Here is a 12,773-nt window from a genome sequence, read left to right as displayed (position 1 = left end):
ACACGGATCATGTTCGACCCGCACTCGATGGCGAGTTCGAAATCGTGGCTCATACCCATCGAACAGATTTGCGCACCTTCGTTACGAAGTTTTTCGAAGATGCCGTAGGTCGTTTCGAAACTCTTCCGCACGAGCGCATCCTCCTCGGTATGGGCGCCGATCGTCATGACGCCGCGCAGATCGATATTGGGACAGTTCTCTTTGATGTTGTGGTATATTTCGACCGCTTCGTCGGGGTCGACCCCCGTTTTGGTCGCCTCCCGGGCACTGTTGATCTGCATCAGGCACTCCATCTTCACATCCTGCTCCGCCAGGCGCTTCTGCATCGCGTCGGCCAGTTCGAGAGAGTCGAGCGACTGCATCATGAACGGATTGGCACGAATCAGGTGGTTGATCTTGTTCTTCTGAAGCCGTCCGATGAAGTGCCACTCGATCGGAAGGTCATCGAGTTTTTCGACACGCTCCTGCAGATTCTGTACCCTGTTTTCCCCGAACGCCCGCTGGCCCAGATCGTAAAGCATGCGAATCTGCGATTCGTCGGCATATTTGCTGACCGCCACGATTTTGACGATATGGTGTTCGCTGCGCTTGATGCGTGCCTCTTCGACTCTCCAGATCAGCTGGTCCAGCCGTTCCTGCATCTGTGCTCTATCCATGTGTAATCCTTGCTATGTCGTTGTAGATCGTGAAGACCATGAGTGAAAAGAGTAGGGCCCATCCAATCAGCGTGAGGCGGTAGACGATCTCCTCGTTGGGCGGTCGGCGGAAGATCAGTTCGTAGAGTGTGAAGATGATATGCCCCCCATCGAGTGCCGGTATCGGGAGAAGATTCAACACCCCGAGGTTGACCGAAATGAGTGCCGTCAGGGCGAAGAGAGCGACCAGCCCATGCTGTGCCGCATCCGCTGTCACCTGCACGATGGCGATGACGCCGCCCATCTCCTTGGCCGGTACGACCCCTTCGATCAGTTTTTCGACACTGATGACGATCATCATGCTGGCCTCGACCGTCTTCTTCCATGCATAACCGAACGCCGAAACCGGATCGTAGGTGATCGTCACAAGATCCCCGCTGGGGCCGATGCCGACCATCCGCCGTTTCACCGTCTCTCCGAAAATGGTTTTCGCTTCGAGAATCCGTGGTGTCACGACAATGGAGCGCAGCGTACCGTTATGGTCAACCAGCATCTCCAACGAGCCCGACGAGTGCGAGATGATCTCGCTCAATTCATCCCATATTGCGATCTTCCGATCGTTGATCGCGATGATACGATCCCCTTTCTGCAGGCCTGCCTGCAGGGCCGGAGAGTTCTCCTGCACCATGCCGATTACCGGTTTGTAGGCGTTGGCACCCATCAGTGCGATCGCATAGTAGAGGAAAAAGGCAAGCAGAAAGTTGAAAAGGGGGCCGCCAAGCAGAATCAGGATGCGCTGCCACGGCGGTTTGACGTTATAGCTGTCCGGGTCAAGGCTGATTTTGGTGGGATCGGTGTCGTCCTGTCCCTTCATCTTGACGTAACCGCCCAGCGGCACTGCACTCAATGCATATTCGGTCCCGTTGACGACTTTCGAAAGAATAACTTTGCCGAAACCGATCGAGAAACGCTCCACATGTACACCGAAGAGGCGGGCAAAAAGAAAATGGCCAAGTTCGTGAAAAAAGATCAGAAACGAAAGTACGAGAAGGGAGACAAGCATACCCATCTATCGCCCCTTCGCATAATCGCGGACATATTCATATCCGCTGTAGAGTGTGATCGCAACGGCAATCCAGAGCAGCAGCGTGCCGCCCGGCCAGTCCATCGTCAGGAAACCGATCGCGAACATCTGTGCCACCGTTTTGACCTTTCCCATCCACGATGCGCTCACATCTCTTCCCTCGCTGACGATCATGACGCGTAAACCCGTAATGAAAAATTCCCGGCTCAGAATCAGGAAAATGGCGAACACATCGGCACGGCCCAGCACGACAAGGCCCAGAAACGCAGCGAGCGTCAGCATTTTGTCCGCCAGTGGGTCGATGATTTTTCCCAACGGCGTGATCTGATTGCAGAGCCGTGCGATATATCCGTCGAAAAAGTCGGTGACGCTCGCCAGAACGAAAATCAGCGCGGCGAAATAGTCGAGCCAGCTTGTATGGATACCACTCAGCAACGATGTATCGCGGTAGGCGAGCAGCCAGAGCATCAGCGGCGCCATCAGCAGGCGCGCGAATGCAAGAATATTGGGAAGATTCAGGGCCCGGCTGTCAATCATTGAAAACTGGTGCCTCCGTCGATGACGATTGTCTGACCTGTCAGCCAGGAGCACTCGTCGGTGCAGAGGAACCAGCACATACCGGCGAGATCTTCGGCCTGGCCCATCCGGTTCAGGGGCGACCGGGCAACGACCTCCGCCTTCACCTCTTCGTAGTTGGGGAATTTTTTGAGCGCGTCCGTATCGATCGGACCGCCGCTGACGGCGTTGACGCGGATCCCTTTTTCACCCAGTTCTGCCGCGGCGTATTTGACCATCGTCTCGACCGCCGCTTTGTTGGTACCGTGACCGGCATAGTTGGGTGTGTAGACGAGGTTGCCGGTGGAGCTGAGCGAAATGATGCTTCCTCCACCCGTCTTCTCCATCCGTTTCGCCGCTTCCTGAGCGCCGACGACGAATGCCGAAACAGTGGCCGTGTAGATGTTGCAGAGCCCTTTCGGTTTGAGGCGCATGAAGGGGCCGAAACCGCCGACCACCGCACGTCCGGAGATGATCGCATTTGAGATGAAATAATCGACACGAAGGAAATCCTCGTCGATCAGCTTGAAAAGATCTTTGTAGGTTTCCGGTTCGAGAATGTTGAGCTGATAGGGAACGGCCCGCACACCGAATCTCTCTTTGACATCCTGGGCAATCTTTTCCGCCTCTTCGGCATTGGAGTTGTAGGTAAACGCGATATCCGCTCCCGCTTCGGCGAACCGATAGAGGATCGCTTTGCCGATGCCGCGTGTCGCACCGCTGATAACGAGCACTTTGCCTTTCATACTTTCACATTGACTCATGATGGTTATACTCCTGGAATTTTGTATTGTTTGATGACTGTTTCGATCTGCCGCATATGATCCGCCGAAGGCGGTGTCAGCGGGAGGCGGTACTCCAGCGTATCGATCAGACCGACAATGTACATCGCCGCTTTGATCGGAATGGGATTGCTCTCGACGAAAAGCACTTTGTTGATATCGTAGAGCCGGTCGCTGATCGCTTTGGACGATGCGAAATCCTGCGCCTGCGCCGAATGGATCAGATCGGCAATCAGGTTGGGCAGCAGGTTGGAGGTGACGGAGATACAGCCGTTTCCGCCGGTCGCCATAATCGGGTAGTTGATCGCGTCGTCACCGCTGATAACGGCAAGAAGCGGACGTTTCGCCTTCAGATGGAGTGTCCGTTCCATCGAACCGGTCGCTTCCTTGATCGCATAGATGTTGGGAATCTCGTCGAACAGACGAAATACCGTGTCGGGTGCAATGTCGAGTGCGGTGCGGCCCGGCACATTGTAGAGCATGACAGGAATTTCAATCGATTCCGCAATCGCCTTGTAATGCTGAAAAATTCCCTCCTGCGTCGGTTTGTTGTAATAGGGGCATACCGAAAGGATGGCATCGGCCCCGTGCTTTTCGGCAAATTTCGCCAGATCGATCGCTTCGAGTGTGGAATTGCTTCCCGCTCCCGCGACCACTTTTACCTTCGTGCCCCTGCAGACACTCACAGCCGTTTCGATACACTCTTTGTGTTCGGCATGGGTCAATGTTGCGCTCTCGCCCGTCGTACCGACTGGAACGACGGCATCGATGCCATTTTTGATCTGTCGTTCGATCAGTTTTGCATACTGTTCATGATCGACTTTGCCATCTTTAAAAGGCGTAACAAGGGCGGTCATCGCGCCGACAATGATGTCACTCATATCATTTCACCTCTGCTTTCTGGTTTGGTTTCTCTTTCCTCAAAATCACGGTTACGGATCTCTCTTTGACAAGATAGCGTTCGGCCACCTCTTTGATCATCTTTGGTTTCAGTTTGTCGATATTCTCCTCATATGCCAGCAGCGGCTTGATATCGCCCCGGGCCAGGTAACTTCCGAACAGATCGGCCACATTGCTGGAGTTCTCCATGCTGAATATGAAATCGGCACGGGTATTGACTTTGACCTTCTTGAGTTCTTCTTCCGTAACCCCATCTTGTTTGATCCGTTCGATCTGGTTCCAGAACTCTTTTTCCACATCTTCGGCTTCGACACCCGGGTTGCAGACGGCCAGGAAAAGGAAGACTCCCGGATCTTTCAGTTCCATGTTGTAGGCGTAGATCTGATTGACCATCTTCTTTTTATCGACGAGTTCTTCGATGAGACGGCTGCTTTTGCCGTGGCTCAGAAGTTCGCTGAGTGCCGAAAGGGCGGGCTGATCCGGATGCTGAAAATTCGGGATGGGAAACGTAACAGCCACGATGTCGACTTCACTCTCTTTATGGATCACGACGCGTTTGGGACCGTCCGGATCCGGTTCGACCTGATGGACTTTCGGAATGTCGCAGCAGTTCGCGATGGATCCGAAATGTTTTTTCGCTGCATCGAAAACCGTCTGGGGTTCGATATCGCCCGCCACGACGACAATGGCGTTCTGCGGCTGGTAATAGGTTTTGTGGAACGAGCGGATATCCTCGATCGACCAGTTCAGAATATCATTCATGAAGCCGATCGGCGTCCAGTGGTAGGAGTGATAGATGTAGGCATTGTTGAAAAGCCGAAAGTAGAGGTATCCGACCGGATTGTTGTCGGTACGCCATCGTCGCTCCTCCGCGACCACTTTCCGCTCGGGCAGGAACTCCTCCTCTTTCAGACTCAGATTGGCCATCATCTCGGCGAAAAGGGAGAGAGATCTGTCGAGGTTTTTGGAAGAACTCTTGATGAAATAGTGGGTATAGTCGAAACCGGTCGACGCATTGTCGATGCCTCCGAATCGTTTGACGATCTTGTCGAATTCGCCCGCTTCCATATTCTTGGTCGATTTGAAGTTCATATGTTCAAGCATATGGGCGATGCCGCTCTTTCCCATCACTTCGTTGCGGCTTCCGACCCTGTAGAAGATGTCGGTCGTAATGACGCCGCTTTCGTTTTTGAGCGGAATGACGACCACGTCAAGGCCGTTTTTGAGGGTTTTCGTATAGTACTTGGGCAGATTGCTTGCCATCAAAGCTCCTGTAAAGAAAGTGAGTAGTATGTAATAGGCAGTAAGTCGTTTGGCAAAACGTTTGAGATCCATTCGATTTCCTATTTGCGATTCTCGATTCCCGCAGATCATTTCCGGTCCGCTCCGATCGCATCGGTAATGGTCGCGTAGCCATCCTTTTCGAGTAGATGGAGCAGGGTACGGTTGATCATGGCGGGGAGTTCCGGGCCCCGGAAGATAAGTCCCGTCAATACCTGTACCAGACTGGCACCGGCCCTGATGCGCCGGTAGGCTTCGTAGCCGCTGTCGATACCGCCTACGGAAATGAGCACCGTTTTGCCAAAGAGTTCCGCCGCCACAGCATCGAAAATCGCGAAACTCTTTTCACGGATGACGTGCCCGCTGATACCGCCGGCTGCTTTGGGATTTTTGACCAGCGAATAGTCGATACTGGTATTGGTGGCGATAATACCGTCGGCCCCCGCTTCGACTGCTTTGCTGCAGAGCGCTACAGCCGCCTCTTTGCTCATGTCGGGTGCGATTTTGAGGAGAATCGGCTTGTCGGTCAACGATTTTCCCATATCAAAGAGGGCGTCGATGAACGCCTCGTTCTGCAGATCACGCAGGCCGGGTGTGTTCGGGGAGGAGATGTTGATGACCAGATAATCGCACAGGTTCCGAAACGCTTTGATGCCATGTTCATAATCTTTCAAAGCCTCTTTTTCCGGCGTCAGTTTGTTCTTCCCGATATTGACTCCGATCGGCGTTACATAGGGGTAGCGCTTCTTCAGTTTCATCTGCAGATGATAACTGCCCTTGTTGTTGAAACCCATCGCATTCTGCAGCGCCTCTTCACGAACATGGCGCCACAGACGCGGTTTCGGATTACCGGGCTGTGGTTTTGGAGTTACGGTGCCGACTTCCGTATAGCCGAATCCCAACGCCGTCATTGACCGTATCAGTTCCCCATCCTTGTCGAAACCGGCAGCCAGCCCGACAGGGTTGGGAAATCTGCGTCCAAAAAGATCCTGACCAAGACGTTCATCGTCGACGAAATGTCTCTTGGTCCATGGATTGAGGAGCTGGGGAATCATTTCACCGATCTGAAGAGCACCGGTTACCAGATGGTGGGCACTCTCCGGATCGAGACGGAAAAAAAGCGGTTTGATTTTTTCATAATCCATAAACTGATATCCATTTTTCGATAAATTGGGATTGATTATACAAAAAAAGTGCCAAATCCAGCTTTAACCGGTGATCCAAACGAAAAAGCCAATGGCTTGATATTATCTAGTATCATCCTGCTCTCCGGCTTTTTTGCTACAATTTATAAAAGTGGTGGAGGATTTGTATGAAAGTGACGGAACGTTTTTCACTCGACAGAACGTTTAAAGAGCATCTGCGGAGATTGAAACCCTCGTTCGGTTTCAACGGTTTTGGCGAAGCGACCTACTATCGAACTTACAGCCGACGAAAAACCGACGGTACACAGGAACAGTGGGCCGATACGGTAATCCGCGTCGTCGAAGGCACGCTTTCGATCCGGAAGAATCACTTTCGAAACGAGGGGCTTGCCTGGCATGACGATAGCTGGCAGGATTTCGCTCAGCGTATGGCAAAAAGCTGTTTCATGATGCACTGGCTTCCGCCGGGGCGTGGACTCTGGATCATGGGAACAGACTATATTTACGAACGCGGCAGTGCGGCACTCTACAACTGCGGTGCGGTCGATACGGCCGACCTGGTCGACTCTTCCGACTGGGCGATGGATATGTTGATGAGTGGTGTCGGCGTCGGATTCAACATGGCATGGAGAGGCGAAGCCGAGATTCCTGACAAAAGCAAACCGAAACTCTACGTGATCGATGACAGTAAAGAGGGGTGGGTCAAATCGGTCCGTCTTCTTCTGGAGAGTTATTGCAAAGGGGGAGATTTCTACCGCTTCGACTATTCGAAAATCCGTCCTGCCGGGTCTCCGATCCACGGCTTTGGTGGTACCGCTTCCGGGCCCGAGCCGCTCCGGGAGCTTCATGGCCGGCTTGAGGAGATTATGGACCGTTACTGCCACGGTGAGATCAACAGAACCCGATGTACCGCCGATGTATTCAACGCTATCGGGGTCTGTGTCGTTGCCGGCAATGTGCGTCGATCGGCCGAAATTGCACTGGGCTCTCCCCACGACGAGACATTTTTGCACCTCAAAGATTATGAACGTTTTCCCGGCAGGAAAGAGATTGGGTGGATGTCGAACAATTCGGTCGTGCTCCAAACCCATGAAGATTTCGAAAAACTCCCCGAAATCAGCAACCTGATACGCAAAAACGGCGAACCCGGCATCCTGAATCTTGTCAATGTGCAGAAATATGGGCGCTTCGGACAGACGATTCCCGACAGGGCCTGGCTGACCAATCCATGCGGAGAAATTGCGCTTGAAAGTTACGAGCTCTGCAACCTGGCCGAAATCTTTCCGACACGTTGCAGGCGCAGAAGCGATTTCAAAGAGGCTGTGGAGTTCGCGACGTTTTACGCCACCACCGTCTCACTGCTCCCGACCCACCGCGACGAAACGAATGCGATCATTGCCCGTAACCGACGAACGGGGGTAAGTATATCGGGTATCACGGACTGGATCGAAAAGATCGGTGTCGCACGGATGACGCGGATTCTCCGGGATGCCTACAGCCATGTCCGATCGGTCAATGAACGACTTGCAAAGGAGGCCGGTATTCCTGTTTCACTGAAAGTGACCGCCATCAAACCCTCCGGTACCATCAGTCTTCTGGCAGGTGTCACTCCGGGGATGCATTTTCCGGTGAGCCAGTTTGCGATACGGCGTCTGCGTGTCGGCAACACACAGCGGATCACGCAGTTTCTGATCGATGCAGGGGTACCGCATATGCAGGATGCCTATAGCGAGAATACGACCGTCTTCGAATTTCCGATCCGGTATGACAATCCTCGTACGGTCGATCGGGTATCGGCATGGGAGCAATTCTCTCTTCTGGCGATGCTGCAGCGCGAATGGTCCGACAACATGGTCTCATGTACAATCAGTTTCGACAGAGAGAGGGAGGGAGGACAGATCGAACACATGTTGGCGATGTTTGCGCCGGTTATCAAGTCCGCTTCGATGCTTCCGCGCGGAAAAGGCGAAATGTATGAGCAGATGCCGATCGAACCGGTGACGAAAGAGGTCTATGAAGAGAGATTGAAAGCGATGCCGGCCATCGACTGGTCACGTTTTGGAGGAGGTGACGGAGCAGGGGAGGGATTCTGCTCCATTCTTGCGTGCAATACCTGAATGGGTAATTTTACCAGTAGCGGACTCTGCCCGTATCGACATGGACGAAACCCGATTTGGGATAGTATCCGACCCCTCCGCGTTTCATGAGCCTGGCGGCCAGACGCAGATGCGCCAGGTCGATGCCCGGCAGATTGATGTCGATCGCACGCCCTTCCATATGGAGGCTGTGCTTTGCAACCCCTTTGGAATGTCTGCGCAGCTGATTGTTGGTTTTGGGCGAGCGGTATCCCGAAATGACATGATACGGCTTGTCGCTCTTCGTGAATTCCGCCTTCAGATCGAACAGAAGATCGAAAAGCTTTGGGTCGATCGGATGGATCTCCCCGGTCCTGTAATCACGCAAAAGCCGGTTCAGGGCATCGATCTCTTCGGCGATGTATTCGCCATCCGCCCAGTAGATCGCCTTCGTCAGTTCTCCGGTATGGATGTTGTAAAGAGAGACTCTTTTTTCCATCTCTCTGGCTCGACTGCCGGCAAGGATGATGTTCGGAAATGCGCAGAGTGCCAATGCGCCCGCACCCTTTCTGATAAAGTCTCTTCGTGAATGATTCATCGGTTTCATACTCATAATATCGGACTGTTTGGCAAATATTGTACCAAAACGGTCTAACGATCGCCATCCCGTTCATATTCATTTATATAGTTGAACATCTGCTTGTCGTAGCCGTAAATGTCATGATAAAAGTAGATACGCCCCTCTTCGTCGACATAGGTAGTCATGTAGAGAATATAAATAGGAATGGGATGCGACAATCCCACCGACACCTCCTCGTTTTTCAAAATCTCTTCCACGATTTTTTTGTAACGCCATCCATTGTCACCGTTCGGATTGAACAGTTGATGAAAGAGCTCGATCGGTTTTTCGATACGGATACATCCAGAACTATTCGTTCGTATTTTGTAGGAAAAAAGTTCGTCATGCGGTGTATCGTGTATATAGACATCGAAATCGTTCGGGAACATGAATTTGACAAAACCGAGATAGTTCTCTTTTCCCGGTTTTTGCAGAAAAATGAATGGCAGATCCTCGCTATCTTTGTATTGGCTCCAGTCGACACTCCGGAAATCGATAGTAACGTTGCCGTCGGCAGCTCTGGTTGCGACGATTCCGACACGTTCGAGATAATCGAATTCCCCTGCTTTGAGCTTTGGCAGAATATCTTCGTCCACAATCGTCTTCGGAGCCCGCCAATAGGGATTCAGAATGGCGTAGGTAAGAGTGTTCGAGAGCATCGGGGTGGGTCGTTTCTCCGATCCGACGACCGTTTTCATCGAAAGAACGGGTTGCGAATCACGATAAAGGGTCAACGTAAAATCGGGAATGTTCGCAAGAATAAAATCACTCTCCCCTGTGGTCAGCCAGCGGAGACGCTCGATGTTGATCCTTATCCGATCGATCGTTTCCGAAACAGGCGTGTTGAGTGCTTTGAGCGTATGAGGACCGACAATACCGTCGGTTTTGAGACCGTGCCGTTCCTGGAATAATCTGACGGCATCCGAAAGCGCTTCGTCGAATGTCAGATTCATGTCGGCACTCCGGTTATAGTCTCCACTTGCATGCAGCCGTGCCCGAATGGCCGGAACTCTCCGATGCATGTCGCCCTGTTTCAATATATAGAAGTCATCTTGAATCGGAGTCCACCCCCCATGCGCATCGATCGATTCGTAATATTTCAGCGCATTCAGCAACCTCGTCAGAAGAATATTCTCCGACTCGCTTGCAGAAGGATGACTCCTCTTTTCGATATCGATATGCTCCGGGTAGATAGCGTATGGGTTGAGACATCCTTGCTGGCGATCGAGGCGGTAGAGCAGGGCGATGTTCTCAAACTGCTCCTCCAGCATCCGACGCGATTGCGGATCGATCGGTGCCCGTTCGACCAAACCCTCAATCCTATCGAGCCCGTAGCGGTTTTTGGAGCAAAGCAGCGATTCGTCGCTGCGGATGGCATTGAGCACTCCATAGGCAACGTCCGTGAGCGAGCCATCCCCGTTCAGCCACGTTGCATTCTTCTCTGCAACATATCCGGGGATGAAAGGGTTTCTCTCTTCCGGCATAGCCGCAAAGAGTGATACGGCTGTCAACAACACCATTGGAAGAGAGGAAAAATATCTCATGATGGAACGGCTACTCCGCTTTTTCCCATACAGTCCCCTGTGGTGTATCCATCAGCTGAATGCCCATTCCGGTCAGTTTGCTTCGAATGGCGTCGGCTTTCTCGAAATCTTTCGATCTCTTGGCGGCATTGCGGGCTTCGATCAGTGCATCGATACGCTGGATCTCCTCCTCACTCATACCGAGCCGGAAATAGGTGTAGGGATCTTTTCCGCCGATTCCGAGCAATTCGTTCAACCATTCGATATCGGCCGCGACACTCTGCTTGAACCCTTTATCCTTCGGATTGGCATCGAGATGTTCGTTCGCACCGGCGATCATGTCGTCAACGACCGCCAAAGCCTTCGAAATATTCAGATCATCACTGAGTGCATCGAGCAGCTCTTTTTGAAACGGTTTGCCCGCTTTTCCCGACTTGATGCCGTAAATCCGCTTTTTGAGCCGATAAAGTTTGTCCAGCCGTTTTTTGGATGCGAGAAGATCCTCTTCGTTGAAGTTGAAATTGGCACGATAGTGGGTAGAAATCAGATAGAATCGCAGAATCTCTCCGTCATAGACCTTGAGTGCATCCTTGACGAAAAAACTGTTGCCGAGACTTTTGCTCATCTTTTCCCCGGCGATGGTTACGAAGCCGTTGTGCATCCAGTACTTCGCCAGTTTCTGATGGGTCGCACACCGGGTCTGTGCCGCCTCGTTTTCGTGGTGGGGGAAAAAAAGATCGGCTCCGCCGCCATGAATATCGATGGCATACTCCTCGTCTTTGTAGGCCAGATACCGATCGATCATCGCCGAACACTCGATATGCCAACCCGGCCGGCCGCGCCCGAACGGCGAATCGTAACAGACATCGTTCTCCTTGCAGGCCTTCCAAAGGGCGAAATCGCGCGGATGCCGTTTCCCCTCTTCGTGTTCGATACGGGCCTGGGCATCCTCCTCTTCGCCGCACCGGTGTGAAAGAGAGCAATACTCGGCATCTTTGGACGTATCGAACCAGACCGTTCCATCCTCACTCTGATAGGCACATCCGTTTTCAAGCAGTTTTGCTACCATCCCGACAATGGCTTCCAGCGAGCTTGTCGCTTTGGGGGAGATATCGGCATCGAGAACACCGAGCGCACCCATATCACGCAGATAGTGTTCCGTATATGTTTTGGTGATCGTTTCGATCGGCTGGCCGGTCTCTATCGATTTTTTGATAATTTTATCATCGATATCGGTAAAATTGCGTGCGAAAACGACATGGTACCCAAGCGCCTTGAGGGTACGGCGCAAAAGATCGAATGCGATGGCACTGCGCGCGTGGCCGAGGTGGGCATCGTCATATACCGTCGGTCCGCAGACATAGATGCGCACCTCTTTGTCGTGCAGCGGAACGAACGGAACTTTCTCTTTTTTTACCGAATCAAAGACTACCATCGAATACTACCTTCAAACCCCATGCAAGAAGTGCCGAAACACCGATAAACAGCACCGCATGGAGGGCATATTTTGAACGCATTATATCCAAAAAGATCTCCCTCCCGACCGCACTGACCGTCAGAAAAAAGAGCACCCAGCCGCTGATACTGCTCGCCAGTGCAAGGCCGGGCGCCGCCATGGGTGCGATGAGAAGCAGGGAAAAGAGTATATTGACCCCCAGTGATTTGGCAGCGATTTTGGCGGCGACACCCTGACGATGGGTCGCATAGAGCCATAAAGAAAAGAGTTTGGAGAGACCGAAAGGGATCAGGCCGGCGATATACATGACGAGCACCGTTGCGGTATGGTGCGTCTCCATCGATCCAAAAGCTCCACGTTCGAAAAGGAGTCTGACAATCTCTTCGGAGAGAATGACAGCGATGGCGGAAGCGCCTCCGAGCAATCCCATGAGCAGCCAGAACACCTTTTTCGTCTGCTCTTTCGCCTCGTCGTATGCCTCCTGTTTGAGCAGTTTGCTGATCGTCGGGAAGAGCGCCGTCGAGGCAGCTGTGGCAAAAAGTGCCAGAGGCAGCTGAAAAAGCCGGTTGGCGTAGAAGAGATAGCTGATCGACCCGCTGACGAGAAACGACGCCAGCCAGGTATCGATGAACGATGAGAGTTGCGCTGTGGAGTTACCGAGCACCGAAGGGAAAAACGCCCGGCTGAAACGGTCGATGTCCTCTTTGATGACGGATCC

General features: G+C 52.6%; 12 protein-coding genes. 1 reads left to right on the top strand and 11 read right to left on the bottom strand.

Annotation, left to right across the window (positions count from 1 at the left end; genetic code table 11):
- From Q1K24_RS04410 to Q1K24_RS04380, 7 genes are all read right to left on the bottom strand, one after another.
- Positions 1-656: YggS family pyridoxal phosphate-dependent enzyme (locus Q1K24_RS04410; protein ID WP_300366552.1), on the bottom strand; the 656-nt coding region annotated here is incomplete at its 3' end.
- On the bottom strand, positions 649-1,704 hold the full coding sequence (gene rseP / locus Q1K24_RS04405; RefSeq protein WP_300366549.1) for an RIP metalloprotease RseP: 1,056 nt from the start codon (positions 1,702-1,704) through the stop codon (positions 649-651). The genes rseP and Q1K24_RS04410, both read right to left, overlap by 8 nt.
- Positions 1,705-2,256: a CDP-diacylglycerol--glycerol-3-phosphate 3-phosphatidyltransferase gene (pgsA, locus tag Q1K24_RS04400; protein WP_300366546.1), complete on the bottom strand. Its 552-nt coding sequence runs from the start codon at positions 2,254-2,256 to the stop codon at positions 1,705-1,707.
- Positions 2,253-3,038: an enoyl-ACP reductase gene (locus tag Q1K24_RS04395; protein ID WP_300366543.1), complete on the bottom strand. Its 786-nt coding sequence runs from the start codon at positions 3,036-3,038 to the stop codon at positions 2,253-2,255. The genes pgsA and Q1K24_RS04395 overlap by 4 nt, the downstream gene beginning before the upstream one ends.
- 5 nt (positions 3,039-3,043) lie before the next feature.
- Positions 3,044-3,937, bottom strand: a complete 894-nt coding sequence (dapA, locus tag Q1K24_RS04390) for a 4-hydroxy-tetrahydrodipicolinate synthase (protein ID WP_300366540.1) — start codon at positions 3,935-3,937, stop codon at positions 3,044-3,046.
- Between the two features lies 1 nt (position 3,938).
- Positions 3,939-5,219: a pitrilysin family protein gene (locus Q1K24_RS04385; RefSeq protein ID WP_300366537.1), complete on the bottom strand. Its 1,281-nt coding sequence runs from the start codon at positions 5,217-5,219 to the stop codon at positions 3,939-3,941.
- A 107-nt stretch (positions 5,220-5,326) separates the two neighbouring features.
- Complete coding sequence (locus Q1K24_RS04380; RefSeq protein WP_300366534.1) at positions 5,327-6,382, bottom strand: quinone-dependent dihydroorotate dehydrogenase; 1,056 nt, start codon at positions 6,380-6,382, stop codon at positions 5,327-5,329.
- A gap of 167 nt (positions 6,383-6,549) precedes the next feature.
- Here Q1K24_RS04380 and Q1K24_RS04375 point away from each other — a divergent pair, with 167 nt between their 5' ends.
- Positions 6,550-8,499, top strand: a complete 1,950-nt coding sequence (locus tag Q1K24_RS04375; RefSeq protein WP_300366531.1) for a fused protease/ribonucleoside-triphosphate reductase — start codon at positions 6,550-6,552, stop codon at positions 8,497-8,499.
- Positions 8,500-8,509: 10 nt separating this feature from the next.
- Here the strand turns inward: Q1K24_RS04375 and Q1K24_RS04370 are convergent, their stop codons facing one another.
- The 4 genes from Q1K24_RS04370 to Q1K24_RS04355 all read right to left on the bottom strand — a co-directional run.
- The gene (locus Q1K24_RS04370) at positions 8,510-9,055 is read right to left on the bottom strand and encodes a DUF882 domain-containing protein (RefSeq protein ID WP_300366528.1); all 546 of its coding nucleotides are present in this window, start codon (positions 9,053-9,055) and stop codon (positions 8,510-8,512) included.
- A 53-nt stretch (positions 9,056-9,108) separates the two neighbouring features.
- The gene (locus tag Q1K24_RS04365) at positions 9,109-10,620 is read right to left on the bottom strand and encodes a L,D-transpeptidase family protein (RefSeq protein ID WP_300366525.1); all 1,512 of its coding nucleotides are present in this window, start codon (positions 10,618-10,620) and stop codon (positions 9,109-9,111) included.
- Positions 10,621-10,630: 10 nt separating this feature from the next.
- Entirely contained in the window at positions 10,631-12,034 is a 1,404-nt protein-coding gene (gene cysS / locus Q1K24_RS04360) for a cysteine--tRNA ligase (RefSeq protein ID WP_300366522.1), read from the bottom strand.
- On the bottom strand, positions 12,021-12,773 hold a 753-nt coding region (locus tag Q1K24_RS04355), incomplete at its 5' end, for a lipid II flippase MurJ (RefSeq protein WP_300366519.1). The genes Q1K24_RS04355 and cysS, both read right to left, overlap by 14 nt.

It is taken from the genome of Hydrogenimonas sp. (assembly GCF_029932565.1).
Taxonomy (GTDB): Bacteria; Campylobacterota; Campylobacteria; order Campylobacterales; family Hydrogenimonadaceae; genus Hydrogenimonas.
The sequence above is the reverse complement of the archived record's forward strand: the minus strand, read 5'-3'. Positions and strand labels throughout refer to the sequence as shown.